The sequence below is a fragment of the Mycobacterium sp. NGS67 genome, from assembly GCF_059812185.1.
On record NZ_JCALCF010000012.1, the window covers coordinates 70,771 to 95,047 of the forward strand.

The 24,277-nt window shown below is 66.9% G+C and carries 22 protein-coding genes and 1 pseudogene; 14 read left to right on the forward strand and 9 right to left on the reverse strand.

All coding sequences use genetic code 11. From position 1 onward, the window contains the following. Positions 1-9: 9 nt before the first annotated feature. The 4 genes from AC5Y4D_RS13635 to AC5Y4D_RS13650 all read left to right on the forward strand — a co-directional run bounded on the left by AC5Y4D_RS13635 (position 10) and on the right by AC5Y4D_RS13650 (position 4,943). Positions 10-1,158 (forward strand): spirocyclase AveC family protein, encoded by a 1,149-nt coding sequence (locus AC5Y4D_RS13635; protein ID WP_499941364.1) that lies wholly within the window; start codon positions 10-12, stop codon positions 1,156-1,158. After that, on the forward strand, positions 1,151-2,152 hold the full coding sequence (locus tag AC5Y4D_RS13640) for an SDR family oxidoreductase (protein ID WP_499941362.1): 1,002 nt from the start codon (positions 1,151-1,153) through the stop codon (positions 2,150-2,152). The genes AC5Y4D_RS13635 and AC5Y4D_RS13640 overlap by 8 nt, the downstream gene beginning before the upstream one ends. After that, positions 2,152-3,369 (forward strand): cytochrome P450, encoded by a 1,218-nt coding sequence (locus tag AC5Y4D_RS13645; RefSeq protein WP_499941360.1) that lies wholly within the window; start codon positions 2,152-2,154, stop codon positions 3,367-3,369. Before AC5Y4D_RS13640 ends, AC5Y4D_RS13645 begins: the two co-directional genes overlap by 1 nt. Positions 3,370-3,458: 89 nt before the next feature. Next, entirely contained in the window at positions 3,459-4,943 is a 1,485-nt protein-coding gene (locus AC5Y4D_RS13650; protein ID WP_499941358.1) for an aldehyde dehydrogenase family protein, read from the forward strand. Here AC5Y4D_RS13650 and AC5Y4D_RS13655 read toward each other — a convergent pair. After that, on the reverse strand, positions 4,915-5,913 hold the full coding sequence (locus AC5Y4D_RS13655; protein WP_499941356.1) for an LLM class F420-dependent oxidoreductase: 999 nt from the start codon (positions 5,911-5,913) through the stop codon (positions 4,915-4,917). The two genes, AC5Y4D_RS13650 and AC5Y4D_RS13655, sit on opposite strands and share 29 nt — an antisense overlap. A 118-nt stretch (positions 5,914-6,031) precedes the next feature. Continuing rightward, a pseudogene (locus AC5Y4D_RS13660) lies at positions 6,032-6,205 on the reverse strand (hypothetical protein); the annotation flags it as partial. Between the two features lie 611 nt (positions 6,206-6,816). Between AC5Y4D_RS13660 and AC5Y4D_RS13665 the strand changes: the two are divergent. Then, a complete protein-coding gene (locus tag AC5Y4D_RS13665) occupies positions 6,817-7,317 on the forward strand; it encodes a hypothetical protein (protein WP_499941354.1) in 501 nt (166 codons plus the stop codon). Positions 7,318-7,647: 330 nt separating this feature from the next. Here AC5Y4D_RS13665 and AC5Y4D_RS13670 read toward each other — a convergent pair whose 3' ends face one another. Beyond that, positions 7,648-9,075, reverse strand: coding sequence for a WS/DGAT/MGAT family O-acyltransferase (locus AC5Y4D_RS13670; RefSeq protein ID WP_499989738.1), 1,428 nt, complete (start codon positions 9,073-9,075; stop codon positions 7,648-7,650). A 105-nt stretch (positions 9,076-9,180) separates the two neighbouring features. Here AC5Y4D_RS13670 and AC5Y4D_RS13675 point away from each other — a divergent pair, with 105 nt between their 5' ends. Continuing rightward, the gene (locus tag AC5Y4D_RS13675; RefSeq protein ID WP_499989739.1) at positions 9,181-10,329 is read left to right on the forward strand and encodes a thiolase family protein; all 1,149 of its coding nucleotides are present in this window, start codon (positions 9,181-9,183) and stop codon (positions 10,327-10,329) included. Further along, entirely contained in the window at positions 10,326-11,117 is a 792-nt protein-coding gene (locus tag AC5Y4D_RS13680; protein ID WP_499941348.1) for a crotonase/enoyl-CoA hydratase family protein, read from the forward strand. The genes AC5Y4D_RS13675 and AC5Y4D_RS13680 overlap by 4 nt, the downstream gene beginning before the upstream one ends. Positions 11,118-11,243: 126 nt before the next feature. Here the strand turns inward: AC5Y4D_RS13680 and AC5Y4D_RS13685 are convergent, their stop codons facing one another. After that, a complete protein-coding gene (locus tag AC5Y4D_RS13685) occupies positions 11,244-12,260 on the reverse strand; it encodes an NAD(P)/FAD-dependent oxidoreductase (RefSeq protein ID WP_500037399.1) in 1,017 nt (338 codons plus the stop codon). Beyond that, positions 12,257-12,757, reverse strand: a complete 501-nt coding sequence (locus AC5Y4D_RS13690; protein ID WP_500037400.1) for an isoprenylcysteine carboxyl methyltransferase family protein — start codon at positions 12,755-12,757, stop codon at positions 12,257-12,259. The genes AC5Y4D_RS13685 and AC5Y4D_RS13690 overlap by 4 nt, the downstream gene beginning before the upstream one ends. A 268-nt stretch (positions 12,758-13,025) precedes the next feature. Here AC5Y4D_RS13690 and AC5Y4D_RS13695 point away from each other — a divergent pair, with 268 nt between their 5' ends. Further along, the gene (locus AC5Y4D_RS13695) at positions 13,026-14,183 is read left to right on the forward strand and encodes an SDR family NAD(P)-dependent oxidoreductase (protein WP_500037401.1); all 1,158 of its coding nucleotides are present in this window, start codon (positions 13,026-13,028) and stop codon (positions 14,181-14,183) included. After that, positions 14,180-14,917: a CPBP family intramembrane glutamic endopeptidase gene (locus AC5Y4D_RS13700; protein WP_499941342.1), complete on the forward strand. Its 738-nt coding sequence runs from the start codon at positions 14,180-14,182 to the stop codon at positions 14,915-14,917. The genes AC5Y4D_RS13695 and AC5Y4D_RS13700 overlap by 4 nt, the downstream gene beginning before the upstream one ends. Here the strand turns inward: AC5Y4D_RS13700 and AC5Y4D_RS13705 are convergent. Together AC5Y4D_RS13705 and AC5Y4D_RS13710 are read right to left on the reverse strand one after the other, a co-directional pair. Continuing rightward, positions 14,880-16,274 carry a DUF2867 domain-containing protein gene (locus tag AC5Y4D_RS13705; protein WP_500037402.1) on the reverse strand — a complete coding sequence of 465 codons (1,395 nt, stop codon included), beginning with the start codon at positions 16,272-16,274 and terminating at the stop codon, positions 14,880-14,882. The genes AC5Y4D_RS13700 and AC5Y4D_RS13705 overlap by 38 nt on opposite strands. A gap of 78 nt (positions 16,275-16,352) precedes the next feature. Then, a complete protein-coding gene (locus tag AC5Y4D_RS13710; protein WP_499941339.1) occupies positions 16,353-17,165 on the reverse strand; it encodes an enoyl-CoA hydratase in 813 nt (270 codons plus the stop codon). 103 nt (positions 17,166-17,268) lie between these two features. Between AC5Y4D_RS13710 and AC5Y4D_RS13715 the strand changes: the two genes are divergently transcribed. Further along, entirely contained in the window at positions 17,269-18,348 is a 1,080-nt protein-coding gene (locus AC5Y4D_RS13715) for a CaiB/BaiF CoA transferase family protein (RefSeq protein ID WP_500037403.1), read from the forward strand. A gap of 48 nt (positions 18,349-18,396) precedes the next feature. Further along, positions 18,397-19,149, forward strand: a complete 753-nt coding sequence (locus tag AC5Y4D_RS13720; protein ID WP_499941337.1) for a 3-hydroxyacyl-CoA dehydrogenase — start codon at positions 18,397-18,399, stop codon at positions 19,147-19,149. 331 nt (positions 19,150-19,480) lie between these two features. Here the strand turns inward: AC5Y4D_RS13720 and AC5Y4D_RS13725 are convergent, their stop codons facing one another. Then, the gene (locus AC5Y4D_RS13725) at positions 19,481-19,636 is read right to left on the reverse strand and encodes a hypothetical protein (protein WP_500037404.1); all 156 of its coding nucleotides are present in this window, start codon (positions 19,634-19,636) and stop codon (positions 19,481-19,483) included. A gap of 231 nt (positions 19,637-19,867) precedes the next feature. Here AC5Y4D_RS13725 and AC5Y4D_RS13730 point away from each other — a divergent pair, with 231 nt between their 5' ends. Genes AC5Y4D_RS13730 through AC5Y4D_RS13740 form a run of 3 tightly spaced genes read left to right on the forward strand, consistent with a single transcriptional unit; the run spans position 19,868 to position 23,554 of the window. Continuing rightward, on the forward strand, positions 19,868-22,231 hold the full coding sequence (locus AC5Y4D_RS13730) for an MMPL family transporter (protein ID WP_500037405.1): 2,364 nt from the start codon (positions 19,868-19,870) through the stop codon (positions 22,229-22,231). Continuing rightward, the gene (locus tag AC5Y4D_RS13735) at positions 22,224-22,925 is read left to right on the forward strand and encodes a TetR/AcrR family transcriptional regulator (protein WP_500037406.1); all 702 of its coding nucleotides are present in this window, start codon (positions 22,224-22,226) and stop codon (positions 22,923-22,925) included. Before AC5Y4D_RS13730 ends, AC5Y4D_RS13735 begins: the two co-directional genes overlap by 8 nt. After that, positions 22,922-23,554 (forward strand): class I SAM-dependent methyltransferase, encoded by a 633-nt coding sequence (locus AC5Y4D_RS13740; protein WP_500037407.1) that lies wholly within the window; start codon positions 22,922-22,924, stop codon positions 23,552-23,554. The genes AC5Y4D_RS13735 and AC5Y4D_RS13740 overlap by 4 nt, the downstream gene beginning before the upstream one ends. Here AC5Y4D_RS13740 and AC5Y4D_RS13745 read toward each other — a convergent pair. Then, positions 23,551-24,264, reverse strand: coding sequence for an NAD-dependent deacylase (locus tag AC5Y4D_RS13745; protein WP_500037408.1), 714 nt, complete (start codon positions 24,262-24,264; stop codon positions 23,551-23,553). The two genes, AC5Y4D_RS13740 and AC5Y4D_RS13745, sit on opposite strands and share 4 nt — an antisense overlap. Positions 24,265-24,277: the final 13 nt, after the last annotated feature.

A 24,277-nucleotide genomic window follows, 5' to 3' on the forward strand; every position in this document is an offset into this window, starting at 1 on the left:
GCGCACGCAATGAGCACTGACCAGTCCATACCGCTTGTGGCAGAACAGAAGACACCGCAGCGAGCCGGAAAGCGCAAGTGGGGCGGGTGGATTGCCGCTGCTGCGCTGGCAGCGTTCGCGCTGTTCTTCATCGTGAACTGCCGGAAGGCCCTCGGCCCACGCGTCGCCAATCCCAACGTGCAGGGCCGGCCGCGTCCCGTCGAGTTCATGTTCGGCCTGGACTACATCACGTTCCTGGACAGCGCGACTGCGGTGGCGCTGGTCGTGCTCGTGGCGGTGTTCGTCAGGGGCTGGCGGCGGAATCCGGGCAGCCCGGCGATGCTGATGTTCTTGTGCACCACCTTGATCGTGTGGCAGGACCCGATCATGAACTGGGCGCCGTTCGCGGTCTACAACCCCGACCTCATCCACTGGCCGGAGTCGTGGCCGCTGGTCTCGCTGTCGCCGACGGTGGAACCATTCGTCGTATTCGGTTACGTGATGTTCTATTTCGGCCCGTACTTCCCAGGGGTATGGATCCTGCGCAAGCTGCAGGCCAGAAAGGGTCCCGAGCATTTCGTGTCGCGGCACCCGTTGATCTGCCTGGGCTCGATAGTCCTGGTGATCGGCTTCGTCATGGATGCCATGCTGGAGAACACGTTGGTCCACTGGGGCATGTACATCTACTCGCAGGTGATTCCGTGGGGCTCCATTTTCACCGGCACCACCTTCCAGTTCCCGTTGATCTGGGAGTCGTTTTCGGTGACGTTCGTGATGGTGCCCGCGGCGATCCTGGTCTATCGCGACGACACCGGGAAGTCGGTGGCCGAGAAGCTGGCCGCGAAAGCCAAGATCTTCCCGAGCAGGCCGGTATTGGGCACGTTCCTGGTGATGTTCGTCATCATCAACGTGTCCTACTTCGCCTACGGCGGATGGTTCGCCGCGATCAAGGCCAGCAAGCTGGCGACGTCGGTGGCCTGCCCGTGGCCCTACCCTGAAGCCAAAGTCTATGACCCGCAAGGGTTTTACGAGAAAGCCGGCGCCCAAGGGCCGTTCTCAGTCGGCATCTGGTCGACCTGGATGAGCGGACAGCCCGACGGGCGGCCACATGTCGATCCGCCGCCGCCGGGACAAGGTCCGTGCGCGGCACAGAATCAAGTCGCCGACAAGAATGGCTGAACCGCGCGCCGTCGTCATCACCGGCGCTTCCCGAGGTCTCGGATTCGCCTCGGCCGTACGGCTGTACCGCGAAGGGTGGCGGGTAGTGGCGGCCATGCGGCCACCGGAGGGCGGAATGCCGTTGCTGCGTCAGGCGACCGGTGCCGACGAAGACGACGACCGACTGCGCTGCGTGCAGCTCGACCTGCTGGACCCGGCGTCGATTTCCGCGGCTGCCAAGACGATCGAGGAAACCGTCGGCGCTCCCTACGCGTTGGTGCACAACGCTGGAATATCCGCCGCCGGGATGGTGGAAGAGACCGATATGGCGTTGTGGCAGAAGATGTTTGCCACCAGCGTCCTGGGTCCCGTGGCGCTCACCCAGGCGTTGCTGCCGTCGATGCGGGCGGCGGGGCAGGGGCGGATCGTGTTGGTGTCCAGCGCGGCCGGGGTGCGCGGTCAGCCGGCGACGGCGCCCTATTCGGCGGCCAAGGGCGCGCTGGAACGGTGGGGCGAGTCGATGGCATGTGAGATCGCACCCTTCGGCCTCGGTGTCACGGTCCTGGTGTCGGGCACCTATGACACCGACATCATCACCGACGCAGGCACGACCGACGACCGTGACTTCGCCGGTCCGTATGCCCGGCTGCACAACTCCATGAACACCCGGGGCAGGTTCGCGATGAAACTCGCCCGTCCACCAGAGCGATTCACCGACGGACTGCTCAAAGCGCTCGCGGACCAGGCCCCGTTCCGCCGTCGCGGCGTCGGCCCGGATGCCTCGATGTTGTTGGCGTTCAGCCGACTTCTTCCCGCCGCCGGCATGCACCACATGTCACGGATCGTGCTGGGGATACCGCGACAAGGCGCGATGCGCGACGGGGCCTGGCCACTGACGGTCGACCAGAAAGCGATGGTGGCGGCCGCGCGCGTGCTGCCCCAACCCGTACTGCAGCGCTTGGCGACATTGGCGGCCCGGCGTGGCAAAGCAGCCGAGGATGGTGAAAGGCACTGATGGAACAGCTATTTGACGACCTGAATGATTTCGGCGCCTTCGACGACGCGATATCCGGTGACGTGCGTGACCCATACACCGAACTGGCGAGACTGCGCCGTGAGGAACCGGTGCAGCGGCTCGAGACTTCGGGGGCACTTCCGCACGAGGAATCGCTGCCGATGTTCATCGTGTATCGCCACGAAGACATTCAGCAGATGCTGCGCGACAACGAAACCTTCTCGTCGGCCGCCGTCATCGCGGCGTTCGGCCCGGTGCTGGGCGAACGCGTGATGCTGGGGATGGACGAGCCGATCCACGGCAGGTTGCGGTCGCTGGTGTCAAAGGCGTTCTCGCAGAAGTCGTTAGCGCGGTGGCAGGACGAGTTGGTCGGTCGGGTGGCCAACGGTCTGATCGACGAGTTCGCCCCCAACGGCAAGGCAGATCTGGTGAAGGAGTTCACCTTCGACTACCCGAGCCAGATCATCGCGGGCCTGTTGGGGTTGCCGGAGGAGGACTACCCGCAGTTCCAACGATGGTCGATCTCGCTGCTGAGCTGGCTGATGAACCCCGAACGCGGACTCGCGGCCGCCGCGGCGTTGTGCGAGTATTTCGCGCCGATCCTGGAAGCGCGGCGCGCCGAGCCGAAAGACGACCTGATCAGCGCTCTCGGCGCGGCCGAGATCGACGGCGAGATGCTGGCGGACGAGGAGATCTTCTCGTTCCTGCGGCTACTGCTGCCGGCCGGTGTCGAGACCACGTACCGGTCGCTGGGCAGCCTGCTGCTCGCGCTGCTGAAAGATCCCGAGCAGCTGGAGGCGATCCGGGCGGACCGCTCGCTGTTACCGCAGGCGATCGAAGAGGGCGTGCGGTGGGAGTCGCCCTTGCTCACCATCACCAGGGTGGCCACCCGCGACACCGAACTGGGCGGGGTGGCGATTCCGGCCGGCGCCACGGTGATGCCGATGCTGGGTTCGGCCAACCGTCAGGAAGACCGCTATCCCGACCCGGACACGTTCGACATCCACCGTCAGGCCCGGGCACACCTGGGGTGGGGGCACGGCGTGCACGTCTGCCTGGGCATGCACCTGGCTCGACTGGAGATGCGCACCGCGATCAATCTGCTGCTGGACCGGCTGCCGAATTTGCGTCTGGACCCCGACGCGGACGACCCGCACATCCGCGGGCAGGTGTTCCGGTCGCCGACGGCGGTGCCGGTGCTTTTCGACCCGCAGTAGGGGGCTCTGCGAGTTGCAACTTGCCAATCGGCTAGTTTCCGGTAAGGCTCTCTGTAGCCCGTTTAACGAGTCAGAAGAAAGTGACAGATATGGCTGACACTGTAAAGGTCCGGTTCGAGCCGAAGATGATGATCGACGGCAAGCTCGTCGACGGGCAGGCCGGCACCTTCACCAACATCAACCCGGCCACCGAGGAGTCGCTCGGTGAGGTCGCCGACGCCTCCAAGCAGGACATGCACCGGGCCATCGACGCCGCCCGGCGCGCTTTCGACGAGACCGACTGGTCGACCAACCGCGAACTGCGCAAGCGGTGTCTGCTGCAGCTGCACGACGCGATCGAGGAGGAGAAGGAAGAGCTGCGTGAGGAGCTCATCCTCGAGGTCGGGTCGCCGCGCGCAATCACCTTCGGCCCGCAGCTGGACGCCCCGCTGGCCGACGGGCTGAAGTACCCGGCCCGGCTGATCGACGAGTACGCGTGGGAGACCGACCTGGGCGACCGGGTGATCAGCCTGACCGGAACGAACACGACGATCAAGGTCTGGCGCGAGCCCGTCGGCGTGGTCGGCGCGATCGTGCCGTGGAACTTCCCGTTCGAGGTCACCATCAACAAGCTCGGCCAGGCGCTGGGTACCGGGAACACCGTCGTGCTCAAGCCGGCACCCAACACGCCGTTCAACGCCACCCGGCTGGGCCGGCTGATCGCCGAGAAGACCGACATCCCGGCCGGTGTGGTCAACGTCGTGACCGCGTCGGATCACTTTGTGGGCGAGGAACTCACGCTGTCGCCGAAGGTCGACCTGATCTCGTTCACCGGGTCGACGGTGGTCGGCAAACGGATCATGGAAAAGGGCGCCGCGACGATGAAGCGGCTGTTCCTGGAGCTGGGCGGTAAGTCGGCCACCATCGTGTTGGAGGACGCCGACTTCGGCATGGCCTGCGCGATCGGCATCGCGCCGTGCATGCACGCCGGGCAGGGTTGCGCGAACCCGACCCGGATGCTGCTGCCGCGCTCGCGCTACGAGGAGGGCGTGGCGATCCTGAAGAGCATCTACGAGAACGTCACGTGCGGTGACCCGCAGGACCCCGGAACCCTGTGCGGCCCGGTCATTTCCGAGCGGCAGCGCGATCGGGTGATGGGCTACATCCGCAAGGGTGTCGAAGAAGGTGCCACCGCCTTGGTCGGCGGCCCCGACGCGGAAACCGGCTTCGACAAGGGATTCTTCGTGCGCCCAACGCTTTTCACCGACGTCGACAACTCGATGACGATCGCGCAGGAGGAGATCTTCGGCCCGGTGCTGTCCGTCATCCCGTTCGACGACGAGGAAGACGCCATCCGGATCGCCAACGACAGCAAGTACGGACTGGCCGGCAACGTGATGTCCGGTTCGCTGGAGCGTTCCCTGGCGGTGGCGCGGCGCATCAAAGCCGGCTTCATGGGCGTCAACGGCGGCGCCGCATACGGCGCGGACGCCCCCTTCGGCGGCTACAAGGACAGCGGCGTCGGGCGCCAGAACGGTGTGGCCGGCTTCGACCAGTACACCGAGATCAAGTCCGTGGGGTATCCGGCGCAGTAACGCTTCGCGGCGCGAGCTGCGGCATGACCTCGGAGGCGACAAGCTCAACGTGATCGAGGTCGTCGATATCTCTGATCATGAGATGGATGCGGCTGACCCCGATTTCGGCGTGGCGGCCGAAGTTGTCGACTAGTTCGGCAGGAGATCCGGCGCCTCCGTTTCGGGTCAACTCCTCGACACTGCGTCCCATCGCCGCGGCCCGCGATGCGACCTCTGCGTCGGTGCGGCCGCAACACAACACCAGGGTGTTGGACAGCTTGACCTCGGCGGGATCCCGGTTGATAGCCCGGCACGCTTGGCGGACTCGCTCGAACTGTACGACAGCGGCGTCGGTTCCTGTCGGCGGGGAATTGAACGGATCGTCTGAGTCTGTTCTGGCCGACAGATGATTGAATTCGTCGGCGTAACGGGCGCTGAGCGCTGGGGTCCGCACCGCGCCGGCGCCTCCAATGATGACCGGGGGACCGCCTGGCTGGTAGGGCTTGGGCAGCGCCGGGCAGTCATCGAGGCGGAAATATTTACCGCGGTAACTGAAGCGGTCACCGATCGAGGTGCGCCATAAGCCGAGGATCACTGCCAGTGATTCTTCTAGGCGGTCGAAGCGCTCCTTGCCGGAGGGAAACGGAATGCCGTATGCGCGGTGCTCGGGCTCATACCAGCCGGCTCCCAGGCCGAACTCGACCCGACCACCGCTCATTTGGTCGATCTGGGCGACTTGTATGGCCAACGAACCCGGGTGCCGAAACGTCGCTGCAGTCACCAGCACCCCGAGTCGGATGCTAGTGGTCTCGCGAGCGAGCCCCGCCAAGGTCACCCAGGCATCGGTCGTTCCCGGCGGCTGCTCACCCCAGTAGTGGTCGCCCCGGAAAAACCCTGAATAGCTACACTCCTCGGCGGTTTGCGCCAGCCGTAGGTGTTGTTCGTACAGCGCCGATCTCGATATCGGCGCCGCAAAGACTGTTAACTCCATAGGGGTATGGAGGTGTGTACGTTGCCGCGCCGCACCGGCGCAGCTTCCGAAAGATCGTAAGTCACAATGCCATTCGCAACATTGACGATGCCCATGCGAAGCTCCTCGCAGGAGTCGCCTAATCGTAGGTGGGGCGCGGCGACCTGAACATGTTGCGGCGCCGCCAAATTGCACCGACGATGCCAGCTTCAAGCCTCATGATTGCCCTGCCTTGCCCGCCCCGCCCTGAGCGGGACTTGCCTGCGCCCTCGTTATGACGACGAATTGCCTTCTGGCCCTGCCCGAATGGGCCACGAAAGTTGAGTCGGTCGTACCCGTGTTTCGGTTACAGCAAACGTTGCGACTATGCCTACGGCGCGACCCCGAAGGGGGAGTGCTCGGCCTTTCTCGCCGCTGATGATCGCCACGCAGCGCACAGCAGACGTTCGTGCTGGCGGCGACCGTGCCCGCCGAGGTAATCCCGGGAATGGCGCCACAACATTCCTGACCGCATGTGAGGTTTTCGAGGGAAACTGGCGGTGCTCTGAATTTGGGGTTTGCCGAAATGAAAGCACGGGTAGATATCCGGATAAGTTTGCTGGCGCTTCGGGCGAAGCCGGTGGTAGCTCGTAGACCGAGGGGTGGAACAGTTATGAAAGGCGCCTGCCCGTTGCGTTAGCGCTGCGAGGATCGGCGCCGTTGTGCGGAACTCCAATGGCGATTCAGTCGGATAATTGATGCCAATACACGTGTGTTTGTGCGGGCTGTTTGTACTAAGGGTATTTCACTGACAATCCCGCGCATCGCCTATTTGACGTGTGCCGACATGCGATGTGTCCAACAATGTTGGAACCAATAGAGCAAGTGCTCCCCGAAAAGCGTTTCGGGGGCAGCAATCCAATGGCAAAAGATAGGTAAAAGGCAATGACTAAGCAAATCACACTCGCGGCAGCAGCGGCAGCACTCGCCGCCCTGCTGACTGCTCCCACGGCAACCGCGGAGCCCGCACCGGGCGCACCCCCGGCGCCCAACGGCCTCTACACCATCCACGAGTGGGCAAATACCAATCCGGCCAGCGAGGAATATCCCACGTATCAGCGGCAGATCGAAGCCGGCGCGCCGGGGACGTTTACCGTCATGGGTCCAAAGATCCAGTTGGTGTACGAGTGGAAGAACAACAGCGCAACCAACGAACAGGTTTGGTACGCGCTGAAGCCCGGCGGGTTAGTCGACATGGAGTGCAAGGTCGGGCAAGCGAAGAACGCGCCGGAAGAGGTCGTGCTTCATCCGGAGGGCGACAGGCTGGTCGGCTACGTAAGGATCATGTGGTCGCCTGAGTTTCCGGGCTGCCCTGACCCCGCGACCGGCCAGGTGTCAACCGACTACACGCCGGCGACACATCGTCTCGAGTTCGTCCCGGCCTGATCCGATCCCGGCCAACCTGGTGAGTTGGTCGAGTTGGTCTGACTGACCGGACACGAGAGTCCAACAGTTCTTCACACGTGAAGAGTTCGCCGGTGCCGCCCCTCGAGGGTCCAAGCACACGCATCAGCAGCGCGGATGAGCGGAACAGCTGACGCTGGGTCCTTGTGTCCGTTGATCGGGCGGCAGTCGGCGATCACTTTGCGCGCGATCCTCATGTCGTTGCGTGCGTCGGCGAAAAGCGTTGGGCGCACGCACCATCGGCCTCCGACGCCCCTCGGGACGCCGGGGCGGCATTCTTCGACATGGTCGTCGAACCCGTCCCGTGACGATCTATACGGTAGCCGGGCTCATCGCGGAGTCGACCCGCGCGAGTTCCCCGGAAAGGCCTGCCGCGGTGCGGATTTCGCTGAATGCGTGCACCATCGCGTCGGTCGCCTCGTGTGGGTCGGTCAGGGTTTGGTCGTCGGCGATCACCGAGACGTTGAGCTGGTCGACGTAGCTCCACACGGTGAAGTTGATGCCACAGGCGGCCATCAGCGGGCCCACCGAATAGATCTCGCTGATCGGGGCTCCGGCGAAATGGCCGCGTTCGCGCGGCCCGGGCACATTGGAGATCGGGACGTTGAACAGCTTGTTCTGGGACTGCCGTTTCGCCAGCCACCGGAAGGTGGCGGGCGCGGCCGCCGGCGGTAGATAGTCGATCAGCCGGCCCGTCAGCTCCGGACCCAGCAACTCGTTGTTCTCTTTGGCGATCGCGCTGCCCACCGCGGTCAGTCGCACCCGCTCCAACGGATCCTCGACATGGGTGGGTAGCGACACCACCATGCCACCGAGCTCGTTGCCGCTGATCCGGTCCGGGGACTTGTCGGTGCTCGCCGGGACCGACGCGACGATGGGCTGGTCCGCCTTGCCGTCGTAGCGCAGTAACAGCTCCCGCAGCGCGCCCGCGGCGGTGGCCAGCACCAGGTCGTTGATGGTGATGGTCAGGTGCTTGCTCGTCTCTTTGACCTGGGCGAGCGAGAGCGTGGCGGTGGCGAACGTCCGGACCGGGCTCAGTACGTGGTTGATGAAGGTCGGCGGCGCCTGCAGCCAGTCGGCGACGTCTGGTTGCTCGTCACGCTCGCGGGCGCGGCGTCGCATCCGGCGCACGCCGGTGACTGCGTCACCGATCAACCCGGGCAGCGCGGCGATCTGCTGGGCGTGGTCGCGTCCGGCCGCCTGCAGCAATTCCGAGGTCGTCGGGGGAGCGCAATCTTTCGCACCGGGCCCGTCGCCGATCGAACCGCTCTCGTCCATCAGCCTGGCTACCAGGTTGGCCGAGGCGACCCCGTCGGCCAGGGCGTGATGCATCTTGCCGATCAGCGCGAACCTGTCACCGGCGAGACCCTCGGCGAAGTGGAACTCCCACAACGGGCGGCTGCGGTCCAGGGGTGTGCTGGCGATCTCCCCGACGATCCGGTCGAACTCGCGGCGACCTCCGGGTGCGGGCACGCGCACCTGGCGCAGGTGGTAGTCGAGGTCCACCTCGCAGTTCTCCAGCCACATCGGATGATGCAGCCGCCACGGAATGTTGACGAGTTGGAAGCGCAACGGGTCCAGCAGCGGCAGCCGTTGTCGCAACGTGCGCCGGAACAGGTCGAAGGTGAACTCGCCGGCGAAATCCGAGGCGTCGATGACCGCGATCTTCAACGTGTGCGTGTGCAGGTTCGGCGTTTCGCTGTAGAGCAGCATCGCGTCCATGCCGTTGAGCCGCTTCACGTGACCATTATCACGCCCGGTCAGCGAAACCCACCCCGCCCTTTCACCGGCCAACGCGTTGGTTGACAATCGGAGGAGATAACACGTGTCAAAGGAGACAAACTCATGGCTGAAGCCGTCATCGTCGAAGCAGTGCGTTCCCCGATCGGCAAGCGCAACGGCGGGCTGTCCGGGGTGCACCCGGCCGAACTGTCCGCGCAGGTCCTCAACGGTCTGGTCACCAAGGCCGGCATCGACCCCGAGCTGGTCGACGACGTCATCTGGGGCTGCGTGATGCAGGCCGGCGAGCAGGCCCTCGACATCGGCCGCACCGCCCTGCTCACCGCGGGCTGGCCCGAAACGGTGCCCGGCGTGACCGTCGACCGCCAGTGCGGCTCCAGCCAGCAGTCGGTGCACTTCGCCGCCGCGGGCGTGGTGGCCGGCCACTACGACGTGGTGGTTGCGGGGGGCGTCGAGTCGATGTCGCGCACCCCGATGGGAGCGTCGCTGGCCAACGGCGGGCGGCCCTACCCCGAGAACTTCCTCTCCCGCTACAACGGCCAGATCCCCAACCAGGGCATCGGCGCGGAGATGATCGCCGAGCAGTGGGGCTTCGACCGCCGCACGCTCGACCAGTTCTCCCTGGACTCGCACGAAAAGGCTGCGGCCGCACAAGATTCCGGTGCTTTCGACGACCAGATCGTGGGCATCAAGGACGCTGACGGAAACGTGATCCTCAAGGACGAGGGCATTCGCCGCGGCACCCCGATGGAGAAGATGGCGTCGCTGAAGCCGGCGTTCAAGGAGGACGGCGTGATCCACGCCGGCAACTCCTCGCAGATCTCCGACGGCTCGGCCGCGCTGCTGTTCATGTCCGCCGAGAAGGCCAAAGAAATCGGCGCCAAGCCGATCGCGAAGGTGCACACCGCCACCCTGGCCGGCGCCGACCCGGTGATCATGCTGACCGCTCCCATCCCGGCCACCCAGAAGGTGCTCAAGCGCTCCGGGCTGTCCATCGGCGACATCGGCGCCTACGAGGTCAACGAGGCGTTCGCGCCGGTGCCGTTGGCCTGGCTGAAGGACATCGGCGCCGACGAGTCCAAGCTGAACCCCAACGGCGGCGCGATCGCGCTGGGTCACCCGCTCGGTGGCTCCGGTGCCCGCATCATGACCACGCTGCTGTATCACATGCGGGACAAGGGGATTCGGTACGGGCTGCAGACGATGTGTGAGGGCGGCGGGCAGGCCAACGCCACCATTCTCGAGCTGCTGTGACAGACGGGCCGGGCGCTCTGACCGAGCGCCGCGGCAATGTCCTGATCATCACGATCAACCGGCCCGAGGCGCGCAACGCGATCAATGCCTCGGTCAGCATTGCCGTGGGCGACGCGCTGGAGGAGGCGCAGCACGATCCCGAAGTGCGGGCGGTGGTGATCACCGGCGCGGGCGACAAGTCGTTCTGCGCCGGCGCCGATCTGAAGGCCATCGCCCGCCGGGAGAACCTGTACCACCCCGAGCATCCCGAATACGGGTTCGCCGGCTACGTGCACCACTTCATCGACAAGCCGACCATCGCCGCGGTCAACGGCACCGCGCTGGGTGGGGGCACCGAACTGGCGCTGGCCAGCGACCTGGTGGTGGCCGAGGAGCGCGCCCGGTTCGGGCTGCCGGAGGTCAAACGCGGGTTGATCGCGGCCGCCGGTGGGGTGTTCCGGATCATGGATCATCTGCCGCGCAAGGTGGCGATGGAGCTGTTGATGACCGGCGAGCCGCTGAGCGCGGCCGACGCCCTGCGGTGGGGTCTGATCAACCAGGTTGTCACGGACGGTTCGGTGCTTGATGCCGCGTTGGCGCTGGCCGAGCGGGTGACCGGGAACGCACCGCTGTCGGTGCAGGCCAGCAAGCGCATCGCCTACGGCGTGGATGACGGCGTGATCACCGGTGACGAGCCGGGCTGGGAGCGCACCGTGCGGGAGATGAAGACGCTGCTGCGCTCCGAGGACGCCAAGGAGGGTCCGCTGGCGTTCGCCGAGAAGCGCGAGCCGGTCTGGAAGGCGCGCTGAGTTGCGTTAGTAGGGCGAGCAGACGCAAAAGCCCCCATTTCGTGCCGAAATGAGGGGCTTTTGCGTCTGCTCGCGGGGGCCCCGCGGCCCTGGGGGCCCGGGGGGCCCGGGGGGCCGGGGGGCGCTTTACGACGCCAATTTGTTGACGCCCCAACGGAACAGCGGCGGCAGCAACGCGCAGGCCGGCACCAGCGCGCGTCGTGCGGGCGGCGGTGTACTGGCCAGCACCAGGCCGCGGGTGAGCCATCGGTAGTCGCGGGTGACGCGGTGCCATGCGCGCTCGTAGGACTCCGGCGCGTCGTCGATGATGGCAGCCACCGCGGCCGCGGCCTGCTTGACCGCCAGGCTGATGCCCTCACCGGTCAGCGCATCCTCGTAGCCCGCGGCGTCGCCGACCAGCAGCACCCGACCGGCCACCCGCCGCGACACCACCTGCCGCAACGGCCCGCAACCCCGCGCCGGTCCGCGCTCGGCGTCGCGCAGCTGCGGCGCCAGTGTCGGGAACCAGTCCAGTTCGGGCCGCTGCCGGGACAGGATGGCCACGCCGACCAGGTCCGGTTCCACCGGCGTCACGTACGCCTCGCCCCACCGCGACCAGTGCACCTCGACGAAATCCGACCAGGCCGGCACCCGGTAATGCCAGCGCAGACCGTGCCGGCGCGGCGTACCGGTGGTCGCCTTGATCCCGACGGCCCGCCGCACCGCCGAATGCAGCCCGTCGGCACCCACCAACCATCGGGCACGCACACCCGCGGCGCTGACCCCGTGCGCGTCCTGCGCGACGGCGGACACCTTGGCCCGGATCCATTCGGCGTCCTGCTCTTTGGCGCGCGCGGCCAGCGCGGCATGCAGAGTGGTGCGACGCACCCCCCGCCCCGGCCCGGTACGGAAACAGGCCTGCGCGCGCCGGTGCTCGGAGACATAGGCGATGCCACGAAACGGCATTCCGGCCGGGTCCACACCCAGCGAGGTCAGTTCGGCCAGCCCGCCGGGCATCAGACCCTCGCCGCACGCCTTGTCGATCGGGTTCTCCCGAGGTTCGGCCACGATCACCGAAAGCCCTTGCGCGCGTGCGTGTAACGCCGCGGCCAGACCTCCCGGCCCGCCGCCGACGACCAGCACGTCCGCGTCGTAGTCCGTCATGTGTAACCCAGCGCCGAGTTCTCCACCCGCAACCGGACCGTGAGCAGCGCCGCATTGGCCACGGTGAAACATGCCGCGGTCAGCCACGCGGTGTGCACCAGCGGCAGCGCGATGCCCTCGGCGACCACGGCGACGTAGTTGGGGTGGTTCATGAACCGATACGGGCCGCGCTTGACCAGTTGGGCATGGGGCAGCACGATCACCCGGGTGTTCCACCGCTTGCCCAGCGACCTGATACACCACCAGCGCAGACCCTGCGACAGTGCCACCAGGACCAGCATCGGCCAGCCCAGCCACGGAACGAACGGCCGGTGCAGCGCCCAGGGTTCGACGAGACAGCCCACCAGCAGCGCGGTGTGCAAGGCGACCATGGCCAGATAGTGGCGACGGCCGAACTCCCTGGCGCCTTGCCCGAAGGACCACTTCGCGTTGCGCCGCGACACCACCAGCTCGGCGACGCGTTCCAGCGCCACGGCCAGGATCAGCAGGTAGTACACGGCTTCACCATGTCAAAGGCGCCGGCGCCGGAGCCCGGGGGGATGGGCGTCACCGAGCAATCTTCGCGCTGAACCGTGGGGGAACGTAATCCGACCGCTCCCGGGCGCGCGGCACCGCCACCAGGATGCGCGGCCCGCCATATCAGGGTCACGACGTCGCCACCCGATCGGTTCAGACCGCCGTGACCTGCAACGATTTGCGACGGCCCCGGGCGGGGTACGTATCGGAAGGGGATTTCGCGGGCGACGAGCAGATAGGTTGTGCAGTATGCGGATTCTGGTGACGGGTGCCACCGGATACATCGGGTCACGGCTGGTGACGGCCCTGCTGGCGGACGGCCACCAGGTGCTGGCCGCCAGCCGGAACGTCAAACGCCTGAAGGAATTCGGCTGGTACGACGAGGTCACCCCGGTGAGGCTGGACGCGGCGGATCCGTCCTCGCTGACGTCGGCGTTCGGGACCGCCGCAGACACCGGCGATCCCGTCGACGTGGTCTACTACCTGGTCCACGGCATCGGCCAGGCCGACTTCCGCGACGCGGACCGCACCGCGGCAGCCAATATGGCCGTCGCGGCCAAGGAGGCCGGCGTGCGCCGCATCGTCTACCTGGGCGGCTTCGTGCCCGAGGACGACGCGCTGTCCGACCACCTGGCCAGCCGGGCCGAGGTCGCCGAAGCGCTGACGATCGAAGGCGGCCCGGAATTGGTGTGGCTGGGCGCGGCCATCATCATCGGCGCCGGGTCGACGTCATTCGAGATGCTGCGCTACGTGTCCGACCGGTTCCCGCTGTTGCCGATCCCGAGTTGGCTGGACAACCCCATCGATCCGATCTCCATCCGCGACGTGCTGCATTACCTCGTCGCCGCGGCCGATCCCGAGCAGGTACCGGCAGGTGCCTACGACATCTCCGGCCCGGACACCACCTCCTACCGCGGGTTGCTCAAGACGTACGCGCGGGCCTCGGGCCAGTGGCGAGCCGCGCTGCCGGTGATCGGGATCAACACCGCACTGGCATCGCGGGTGACCGCGCTGGCGCTGCCGGTGCCCGCCGGGCTTGCCGGCGACCTGGTGGAGTCACTGGATCATCCGATGCGCGCCTCGGGGAGCGGCCTGAAAGACAAAGTGCCCGACCCGCCGGGCGGCCTGCTGAACGTCGAGGAGTCCATCGTCCTGGCGCTGGCCGGCACCAAGCGGGCGCCTCGGCCGGTCGACGCCCTGGCCGATCCGCACGATCTGGCCGACACCGATCCGATCTGGGCCGGGGGTGACGCGCTGCGCATCCGCAGGCTGGCTCGCACCATCACGCCACCCTTCGCGCGCCACACTCTAGGGTTGGTCAACATCGTCCCCGGCCCCGTGGCCGCGGCGGTGCGAACCAGCCTCGACATCCTGCTCTCCCTGACCCCGAAAGTACGCATTGCATGAGCCAGTCCACCGCTGCTCCCTGCACCCCGCCCCACCGCACCAACCCGTTCCAGGAATTCCGCCGCGCGATAACCAATGTCGCAGTGCCCCACCACGAATCACCACGCGTCATACTGCGACGGCGCATCGTCGTCGCCATCACCCTGGTGCTCGGTGCCGTGGTGTTGGGATTCTCGCTGCGAAGCAAACCCGGCGATCCGGCGTTCTATTGGCTGACGCTGACGTTGGCGGCGGTCTGGTTCGCCGGTTCGTTCATATCCGGCCCGCTGCACCTGGGCGGTATCTGTTGGCGCGGGCGCAACCAGCGTCCGGTCATCACCGGGACAGTTACCGGTCTGCTGCTCGGCGGCGCGTTCGTGGTCGGGGCATTGATCGTCCGGGAGATAACGCCGGTCGCGGACCTGATCACCCGGGTGCTGCTCTACGCGAACCAGGGTGCCTTCTGGCTGGTCGTGCTGATCACCGTGATCAACGGTGTCGCCGAGGAGACCTTCTTCCGTGGTGCGCTCTACACCGCGCTGGGCCGGCACCATCCGCTGGTGATCTCCACGGTGCTGTACGTGTTCGCCACCATGGCCTCCGGCAACTACATGCTGGGGTTCGCCGGCATCATCCTGGGCACCGTCAACGCTCTACAGCGCCGTGCCACCGGGGGAGTGCTGGCGCCGATGCTCACGCACTTCTTCTGGGGCCTGATCATGGTGCTCGTGTTGCCCCCTCTGTTTGGGGTTTGACGATCTGCAGGTGTCTGACCACCGTCAGGCGACTGTCGACGTCGCGGGCCAGCGCCCGTAGGGCGGCGAGCCGAGCCGGGCGCACCGCCCGCCAGTAAACGCGCCCCGGGATCCCCAGCGGTACGAAGGTCGCCCGCTGTGTGTACAGGCTGCCGCTGCCGTTCTGCGGTGTGACCGTCAGTTCCAGCCATTCCCGCCCGGGTGCGCGTCCGGGGCCGCGCAACCTCAGCATGCGTCCGGGTCCACGTTCGCTGACCTGCCAGCCGCGGCCGATGGCGGCAAGCTCGGCGGCGCGCCAGACGTCGTCGGGTTGCGCGGTGCTCGAGACGGTCCGCACGTCGACGTAGGACACCGCGCCCGCCCAATCGGGGTCGCTGGGCAGCGGGTCGGCCGGTTCGGACTCCAGCGAATCCCAGCTCGGCTCGGCGCGGCCCTGGGACGCTCGGCGCAGCGCGAGTTCGACCGCGCTGCGGTAACCGGTCAAGCCGCGCGACGGCGGGTCGATGACGGTGTCGACGTCGGAGTTGCGCATCACCGCATCGCATTCCAGGGATTCGACCAGTGGGCGCGCCAGGCCCGACGGGATCGGGGTCACCGCACCCACCCACACGCTGGCGATGGCCGGCGTCAGGAACGGCAAGACGATGATGCGGCGCGGCTGCAGTCCGGCGACCTCGGCGTAGATGCGCATCATGTCGCCGTACTCCAACACGTCCGGCCCGCCGATGTCCCACGTCCGCGACTCGGGCACCAGAGCCGTCGCCGCGCCGACCAGATAGTGCAGCGCGTCGCGCACGGCGATCGGCTGGATTCGGTTGTGCACCCACTGCGGCGTCGTCATCACCGGCAACCGGTCGGTGAGATGCCGGATCATCTCGAACGACGCCGACCCCGACCCGATCACCACACCGGCTTGGAGGACGACGGTTTCGATGCCCGAGCCGATCAGGCGATCGCCCACCGCTTTACGCGACTCGAGATGTTCGGACAGCCGGCTGTTCTCGGGATGCAACCCGCCCAGGTAGACGATGCGTCGTACCCCGGTGCGCCGGGCGGCCGTCACGACATTGCGGGCCGCTTCGGCTTCCTTGTCGGCGAAATCCTTCGACCCGCCCATCGAATGAACCAGGTAGTAGACGACGTCGACCCCGTCGAACGCCTCGGCCAGCGAGTCGGCGTCACTCAGATCACCCTGAGCCACTTCCACCCGGTCCCGCCAGGGCACGTCGTCCAGCTTTTCCGGCGTGCGGGCCAGCGCCCGCACCTGATGGCCGGCGTCCAGTAATCGCGGTATCAACCGGCCGCCGATGTAGCCGGTGGCGCCGGTAACCAAACAACGAACCTGGTCAGCCGTCACAAATCCCTGCTCCGTTCTCGTATGTCAGTCATTCGGAACCGACTCGAGGACGGATTGCCCGCGTCGTGCCGACGAAACTCAGGAATCGCTGAAGTTGGGCGCGCGGCGTTCCTGGAATGCCTTGGTGCCCTCTTTGAAATCGGGTGCCTGCAGCAACCCGGACTGGCCGTCGAATTCACGCTCGAGCGCCGGGTCCAGTTCGGTCAGCGTGGCCGCGTTGATCGCCGCCTTCGTCTTGGCGAATGCCACTGCCGGCCCGGACACCAACCGGCCGATCACCTTGTCCACCTCGGCGTCGAACTGTTCGGCGGGATAAACCTCGGTCACCAGACCCCACTGCAGGGCCTCGGCGGCGGTCAACCGCTCGGGCAGCAGGGCCATCCGCATGGCGCGAACCCGGCCGATGGCGGCAGCGATCAGAGCCGACGCGCCGCCGTCGGGCATCAACCCGATCTTGGTGAACGCCAGCATGAAAAACGCCTTCTCCGAAGCCAATACGACGTCACAGGACAGGGCGATGGACACCCCGACGCCGGCCGCGGGCCCCTGCACGACGGCGACCACCGGATGCGGCAGCGCGGTGATCGCACGGATCAGCCGGTTGATCTCCAGGATGATCTCGTCGGGCGGCGCCCCGCCGCTACCGGACATGTCGTCGGCGCTGATCCCCGCCCCGGAGCTGAAGCCGCGACCGGCTCCACCGAGTCGCACCACCTTGACCGCGGGATCGCCGGCCGCGCGTTCCATGGCGTCGGCCAGTCCGGTGATCACCGGGGTGACCAGCGAATTGAGGCTGTCCGGACGGTCGATGGTCACCGACAGCACACCGTCGGTCAGCTTGACGTCGAGGCCGTCGACGGGTGGCAGGGACGCGATTCCTGATTCGGGCATGCGTCTGAGATTAAGCGACCAGCACGCACGGTCCGACACCGCGGCTGCGAATATGTGATCAACCGGTTGTTAGGCAACGAAGCTGACGGAAGGTCGAAACATCATGGCGGGACCCTTGCACGGATTGCGCGTTATCGAGCTGGCCGGCATCGGCCCCGGCCCGCACGCCTCGATGATCCTGGGTGACCTCGGCGCCGACGTGGTCCGCGTCGAGCGCCCCTCGACCAGTAAGAGCAACGCCGTCAAGGACACCACCAACCGCAACCGCCGGCTGGTGTTCGCCGACCTGAAGTCCGACGAGGGTCGCCAACAGGTGCTCGAGCTCGTCGCCAAGGCCGACGTGCTCATCGAGGGTTACCGGCCCGGTGTCACCGAGCGTCTGGGCCTGGGTCCCCAGGACTGCGCCAAGGTCAACGACCGGCTGATCTACGCCCGGATGACGGGCTGGGGTCAGACCGGGCCGCGCAGCCAGCAGGCCGGTCACGACATCAACTACATCTCACTCAACGGCATCCTGCACTCGATCGGGCGGGCCGGCGAACGTCCGGTGCCGCCGCTGAACCTGGTCGGTGACTTCGGTGGGGGCTCGATGTTCCTGCTGCTGGGCATCCTGTCGGCGCTCTTCGAGCGGCAGCACTCCGGAAAAGGTCAGGTCGTGGATGCCGCGATGGTCGACGGGTCCAGCGTGCTCATCCAGATGATGTGGCAGTTCCGTGCCTCCGGCATGTGGACCGACGCGCGGGGCACCAACATGCTCGACGGCGGCGCGCCCTACTACGACACCTACGAGTGCGCCGACGGTCGTTACGTCGCCGTCGGCGCGATCGAGCCGCAGTTCTACGCGGCGATGCTGACCGGGTTGGGTCTGGACGGTGCCGACCTGCCGGGTCAGAACGACATCAGCCGCTGGCCGGAACTGCGGGCGATCCTGACCGAGACGTTCGGCAGCCGCGACCGCGACCACTGGGCCAAGGTGTTCGCCGACTCCGACGCCTGCGTGACGCCGATCCTGGCGTTCGGCGAGGTGCAGACCGAGCCGCACATCACCGAGCGCGACACCTTCTACGAACTGGACGGTGGTCTGCAGCCGATGCCGGCGCCGCGATTCTCCCGGACCCCTGCCGATACTCCTCGACCGGCGGAGTTGGGGGACGTCGAAGCGGTGCTGCAGGACTGGGTATAGTCCCGACCAACCAGTAGGTCGGGTAGCCGGAGCGGAAGGAAACACAGCGTGGAGATCAAGGACGCCGTTGCAGTCGTCACCGGGGGAGCGTCAGGTCTGGGCCTGGCCACCACCAAGCGACTGCTGGACGCGGGAGCTCAGGTCGTGGTGCTGGACCTGCGGGGCGGCGACGCGGTCAGCGAGCTGGGGGATCGTGCCCGCTTCGTCGAGGCCGACGTCACCGACGAGGCTGCCGTCGGCGCCGCACTGGACGTCGCCGAATCGCTGGGCACCCTGCGCATCAACGTCAACTGCGCAGGTATCGGCAACGCGATCAAGACTCTGTCCAAGGACGGGCCGTTTCCGTTGGACGGGTTCAAGAAGGTCGTCGGCGTCAACCTGATCGGCACGTTCAACGTGCTGCGGCTTTCGGCCGAGCGCATCGCCAAGGCCGAGCCGATCGGGGAGGAGCGCGGCGTCATCATCAACACCGCTTCGGTTGCCGCGTTCGAAGGCCAGATCGGCCAGGCCGCCTACTCGGCGTCCAAGGGCGGTGTGGTCGGCATGACCCTGCCGATCGCCCGCGACCTGTCGCGTGAGCTGATCCGCGTGGTGACCATCGCACCCGGGTTGTTCAAGACGCCGCTGCTGGGTTCGCTGCCCGAAGAGGCGCAGCAGTCGCTGGGTAAGCAGGTGCCGCACCCGGCCCGACTGGGCGACCCCGACGAGTACGGGGCTCTGGCCGTGCACATCATCGAGAACCCGATGCTCAACGGCGAGGTCATCCGTTTGGACGGCGCGATCCGGATGGCGCCGCGGTAACTGGTCTGCGGCGTTTGGGCGTGGAGCCTGGGCGTTGGGCGTGAAGCCTGGGCGTTGGGGGTGAAGCCTGGGCGTTGCGGGTGAAGCCTGGGTGGAGATCGGGTCGACTATCCCGCCCTGCGCTCACACTGAAGTCCCTGTGTTCACACCCGACGCCAACGCTTCACGCCCGACGCCAACGCTTCACACCCGACCCCAAAAGCCCCCCGACAAACCAAAAGCCCCCCGCCACAGCGGGGGGCTTGGAGCTAGAAAGCTAGCTATCGACGGAACCACCGGGTCGCGGTGGGTTCGGCCATTAGCAGCCGTGCGATTACGCCCATGATTTACCTCAGCTCGCCGTAGGCAGGGGTTGCCAGTCTTCGAACTGCTCGGAGGTCTCGCCCTCGACAAGCATGTCGCCGTGGTAGAGAGCCTCGAAGTCAGCCTTGATGACATCGGCACTGGTGTCGTCGATCCACATGACATTGAGCGTAAGAGCCGCCATTAAGGAATCTTTGAGTCACGATTCGGAAAATGATGGCAATTCTTACCGACGGGTAGGTTCGCCGAGATCGCGCGAGAATACTCATTTCAAAGCCGGATGAACCATGCCGGACCTGCGCTCGTATCACCCACAGGGTCTTGTTTGACACTTGTAAGTTAACGTTGCTAAGTTATCGCGGTACGGTGCGGGTCCGGGCGGGGCGGCTTGCGCTGCCAGCGGAGGGACACACACATGCTGCAAGGCATCGCTCGGCTGGCCATTGCGGCCCCCCGACGCATCATCGCCATCGCCGTCCTCGTCTTCATCGCCGCCGCGGTATTCGGTGTCCCGGTCGCCAACAGCCTGTCGCCGGGCGGTTTCCAGGACCCCAACTCCGAATCGGCGCGTGCCATCGGCGTGCTGACCGAGAAGTTCGGTCAAAGCGGCCAGCAAATGCTGATCCTGGTGACCGCGCCCGGCGGCGCCGAAAGCGATCAGGCCCGCCGGGCCGGCACCGACATCGTCGACCAACTCAAGAAGTCACCGCTGGTCTACAACGCCACCTCGCCGTGGACCATGCCGCCGGAAGCGGCCGCCGACTTGATCAGCAAGGACGGCAAGGCCGGACTGATCGTCGTCAACCTCAAGGGCGGCGAGAACGACGCGCAGAAGAACGCCCAGACCCTGGCCGACGAGATCGTGCACGACCGCGACGGCGTCACCGTCCAGGCCGGCGGTTCGGCGATGGAATACGCCCAGATCAACAAACAGAACCAGGCCGATCTGCTGGTGATGGAGATGATCGCGATTCCGTTCAGCTTCCTGGTGCTGGTCTGGGTGTTCGGCGGGTTGCTGACCGCCGCGCTGCCGATGGCGCTGGGCGCGCTGGCCGTGGTGGGTTCGATGTCGGTGCTGCGACTGGTCACCTTCGCCACCGAGGTGTCGATCTTCGCGCTCAACCTCAGTACCGCGCTGGGCCTGGCGCTGGCCATCGACTACACGCTGCTGATCATCAGCCGCTACCGCGACGAATTGGCCGAGGGCGCCGACCGCGACGAGGCGCTGATCCGCACGATGGCCACCTCCGGACGCACGGTGATCTTCTCGGCCGTCACCGTCGCGCTGTCGATGGCGGCCACGGTGCTGTTCCCGATGTACTTCCTCAAGTCCTTCGCCTACGCCGGCGTTGCGACGGTGGCCTTCGTGGCGACCGCGTCCATCGTGGTGACCCCGGCCGCGATCGTGCTGATGGGTTCCCGACTCGACGCGCTGGACGTGCGACGACTGCTCCGGCGGATCTTCCGGCGCCCCGAGCCGTCGCACAAGCCGATCGAGGAGTTGTTCTGGTACCGATCCAGCAAGCTGGTGATGCGACGCTGGCTGCCGCTCGGCGGCGGCGTGGTTGCGTTGCTGCTGCTCCTGGGTCTGCCGTTCTTCTCGGTGAAGTGGGGTTTCCCTGACGACCGGGTGCTGCCGAAGTCGGCGTCGGCCCATCAGGTCGGCGATCAGTTGCGCACCAACTTCGCGCGGGACTCGGCGACCGCGGTACCGATCGTCGTCCCCGATGCCCGCGGCCTGAGCCCGGACGAGCTGGGCAGATACGCCGCGGAACTGTCCCAGGTGTCCGACGTGGCGGCGGTATCGGCGCCGACGGGCACCTTCGTGGCGGGAAAGGCCGCGGGTCCGCCCACCGGCGCGACCGGAATGGCCGACGGCAGCGCGTTTCTGACCGTGAGCAGCACCGCGCCGCTGTTCTCCCGAGCGTCCGACACGCAACTCGACCGGTTGCATCAGGTCGCGGGTCCGGGTGGGCGCGTCGTGGAGATGGGTGGCGTCGCGCAGGTCAACCGGGACAGTGTCGACGCCGTGACCGATCGGGTTCCGCTGGTGCTGGGGCTGATGGCCGTGGTCACCTTCGTGCTGCTGTTCCTGCTCACCGGCAGCGTGGTGTTGCCGGTGAAAGCACTGGTGTTGAACGTGCTGTCGTTGACCGCGGCGTTCGGCGCGCTGGTCTGGATCTTCCAGGACGGGCACTTCGGTGCGCTCGGCACGACGCCGAGCGGGACTCTGGTCGCCAACATGCCCGTGCTGCTGTTCTGTATCGCGTTCGGGCTGTCGATGGACTACGAGGTGTTCCTGGTCTCCCGGATCCGCGAGTACTGGCTGGCTTCCGGGGCGGCGCGTCCGGCCCGGCCCACCGCGGCCGAGGCGCACGCCGCCAACGACGAGAGTGTGGCGCGCGGAGTGGCACGCACCGGCCGGGTGATTACCGCGGCCGCGTTGGTCATGTCGATGTCGTTCGCCGCGCTGATCGCCGCGCACGTGTCGTTCATGCGGATGTTCGGATTGGGCCTGACGTTGGCTGTGATCGCCGACGCCACCCTGGTGCGGATGGTTCTGGTGCCGGCGTTCATGCACGTGATGGGCCGCTGGAACTGGTGGGCGCCCAAGCCGCTGGTGTGGCTGCACGAGCGGTTCGGGATCAGCGAGGGCGGCGCCGTCGATCCGCCCGGCGTGGTCCCGGGAGATGGGGCTGCCGCCGATGCTGACCCGGGCAAGGCGTTGGCCCGCAACAACGGGCACGAGATCCACGCTTCGGTGACGCGTAATGGTTGACGTGTCAGTGGGCGGCCTGCGCCGTCAGCGTGCCCCCCGCGGCCGGGGTGACCGGTTGCGGCACGAGATCGTCGATGCGGCAACCGCGTTGCTGCTCGAGACCGGTCAGGTCCGGGCCATCTCGATCCGATCGGTGGCCGAACGCGTGGGGGTCACCTCGCCGTCGATCTACCTGCATTTCAAGGACAAGGACGCGCTGCTGGACGCGATGTGCGTGCGTTATCTGGACAGACTGGACGAGCAGATGGCGCGCGCCGTCGTCGGGCAGACCTGCACCGTGGACGTCCTGCGGGCGCAGGGTCTGGCCTATGTGCGGTTCGCCGTGCAGACCCCGGAGTTGTACCGGTTGGCCACCATGTGCGAGACCCGGTCGGGCAGCAACTTCGATATCGCGATCAAGAGCGCGGCGTTCACAAATATGCGCGCCTCGGTCCAGACGCTGATGGAAGAGGGCCTTTACCGGACCGACGATCCGACGATGGTGGCCCTGGAACTGTGGACCGCAGCGCACGGAGTGGCGGCCATTCTGATTGCCAAATCGCATCTGCCGTTCGGGGACGTCGAGGCGTTCGCCGACCGGGCACTCGGCGCGGTACTGTGCGGCCATCTGGTGGCCGGGATAGTCGGCGCGGAAGCGACTTCGCAGCGGCTGCTGGACTGGGTCTTGCAGCATCGCCCACCGGCGGGGTCATGACCACCGGCAAGGTCCAGAACCCGTTCTTCGCCCGGATTTGGCCCGTCGTCGCCGCTCACGAGGCCGAATCGGTGCGCGCGTTGCGCCGGGAGAACCTGGCCGAACTGACGGGGCGGGTACTGGAAATCGGTGCGGGCACTGGGACCAACTTCGCCTTCTATCCCGACACCGTCACCCAGGTCGTCGCCGTCGAACCCGAGCCGCAACTGGTGTCCAAAGCGCGCGACGCGGCCGTCGCGGCGCCGATTCCGGTGGTCGTGACGGCCGAGATGGCCGAGGACCTCGGCGACGGCGAGACATTCGACGCGGTGGTGTGCTCGCTGGTGTTGTGCTCGGTGCACGACCAGGCCGGCGTGCTGCGACGGCTGCATTCGCTGCTGCGGCCCGGCGGAGAGCTGCGTTTCCTGGAGCACATCGCCAGCGCCGGGGCTCGCGGTCGGTTGCAGCGGGTGGCCGACGCGACGATCTGGCCGAGGCTGTTCGGCAACTGCCACACCCATCGCGACACCGAACGCGCGATCGTCGATGCCGGGTTCGTGGTGGAGACGTCCCGGCGGGAGTGGACGTTGCCGGCGTGGGCGCCGCTACCCGTGTCCGAGCTGGCGGTCGGCCGGGCGCGTCGCGTCTAGCTCAGCAAGCTCGGCAGCTTGTCCAACAAGCCCGGCAGCGCCACGCTGGCCGAGTCGCGGACACACAGCGTGGCGTGCGGGGACAGCGGGGTCGGCTCGGGATTGACCTCGATGACCGGCGTACCGCGCGCCAGCGCCAGCTCCGGCAGCCCGGCCGCCGGATAGACGATCGACGAGGTACCGACCACGACCACCACGTCGGCATTCTCGGTCGCCTCGACCGCGCACTGCCACGGCTGCTGCGGCAGCGCCTCCCCGAACCACACGATGTCCGGCCGAATCAGGCCACCGCACCGGCAGATTGGCGGCTCCACTTCGATGGCGGCCTCGGTCATCACCGGTAGTGGCTCGCGATAGGACGAACCGCAACGCGCGCAACGGAACTCGAACAGGCTGCCGTGCAGGTGGTGCACCGGAGCGCTGCCGGCGCGCTCATGGAGATCGTCGACGTTCTGGGTGATGACGGTCACGTCAGCCCGGTTCTGCCAGTCGGCGATCGCGCGGTGGCCGTTGTTGGGCTGGACGTCGCCCACCAGGTAGTGACGCCACAAGTACCAGCCCCAGACGCGCTCGGGGTTACGCTCCCAGCCCTGCACGCTGGACAACTCGTACGGGTCGAAGTGGGCCCACAACCCGTTCTTGTCGTCGCGAAACGTCGGTACTCCGCTCTCGGCGGAGATCCCCGCGCCGCTCAGCACCGCCACTCGCATCCCACAAACATAG

What these genes read in the sequence shown, in the direction of transcription:
- AC5Y4D_RS13745 (WP_500037408.1), bottom strand. Translation starts at nt 24,264, where the DNA reads ATGCGAGTGGCGGTGCTGAGCGGCGCGGGGATCTCCGCCGAGAGCGGA.
- AC5Y4D_RS13740 (WP_500037407.1), top strand. Translation starts at nt 22,922, where the DNA reads ATGACCACCGGCAAGGTCCAGAACCCGTTCTTCGCCCGGATTTGGCCC.
- AC5Y4D_RS13735 (WP_500037406.1), top strand. Translation starts at nt 22,224, where the DNA reads ATGGTTGACGTGTCAGTGGGCGGCCTGCGCCGTCAGCGTGCCCCCCGC.
- AC5Y4D_RS13710 (WP_499941339.1), bottom strand. Translation starts at nt 17,165, where the DNA reads ATGCCCGAATCAGGAATCGCGTCCCTGCCACCCGTCGACGGCCTCGAC.
- AC5Y4D_RS13730 (WP_500037405.1), top strand. Translation starts at nt 19,868, where the DNA reads ATGCTGCAAGGCATCGCTCGGCTGGCCATTGCGGCCCCCCGACGCATC.
- AC5Y4D_RS13695 (WP_500037401.1), top strand. Translation starts at nt 13,026, where the DNA reads ATGCGGATTCTGGTGACGGGTGCCACCGGATACATCGGGTCACGGCTG.
- AC5Y4D_RS13700 (WP_499941342.1), top strand. Translation starts at nt 14,180, where the DNA reads ATGAGCCAGTCCACCGCTGCTCCCTGCACCCCGCCCCACCGCACCAAC.
- AC5Y4D_RS13715 (WP_500037403.1), top strand. Translation starts at nt 17,269, where the DNA reads ATGGCGGGACCCTTGCACGGATTGCGCGTTATCGAGCTGGCCGGCATC.
- AC5Y4D_RS13640 (WP_499941362.1), top strand. Translation starts at nt 1,151, where the DNA reads ATGGCTGAACCGCGCGCCGTCGTCATCACCGGCGCTTCCCGAGGTCTC.
- AC5Y4D_RS13665 (WP_499941354.1), top strand. Translation starts at nt 6,817, where the DNA reads ATGACTAAGCAAATCACACTCGCGGCAGCAGCGGCAGCACTCGCCGCC.
- AC5Y4D_RS13655 (WP_499941356.1), bottom strand. Translation starts at nt 5,913, where the DNA reads ATGGAGTTAACAGTCTTTGCGGCGCCGATATCGAGATCGGCGCTGTAC.
- AC5Y4D_RS13645 (WP_499941360.1), top strand. Translation starts at nt 2,152, where the DNA reads ATGGAACAGCTATTTGACGACCTGAATGATTTCGGCGCCTTCGACGAC.
- AC5Y4D_RS13650 (WP_499941358.1), top strand. Translation starts at nt 3,459, where the DNA reads ATGGCTGACACTGTAAAGGTCCGGTTCGAGCCGAAGATGATGATCGAC.
- AC5Y4D_RS13685 (WP_500037399.1), bottom strand. Translation starts at nt 12,260, where the DNA reads ATGACGGACTACGACGCGGACGTGCTGGTCGTCGGCGGCGGGCCGGGA.
- AC5Y4D_RS13725 (WP_500037404.1), bottom strand. Translation starts at nt 19,636, where the DNA reads ATGGCGGCTCTTACGCTCAATGTCATGTGGATCGACGACACCAGTGCC.
- AC5Y4D_RS13635 (WP_499941364.1), top strand. Translation starts at nt 10, where the DNA reads ATGAGCACTGACCAGTCCATACCGCTTGTGGCAGAACAGAAGACACCG.
- AC5Y4D_RS13675 (WP_499989739.1), top strand. Translation starts at nt 9,181, where the DNA reads ATGGCTGAAGCCGTCATCGTCGAAGCAGTGCGTTCCCCGATCGGCAAG.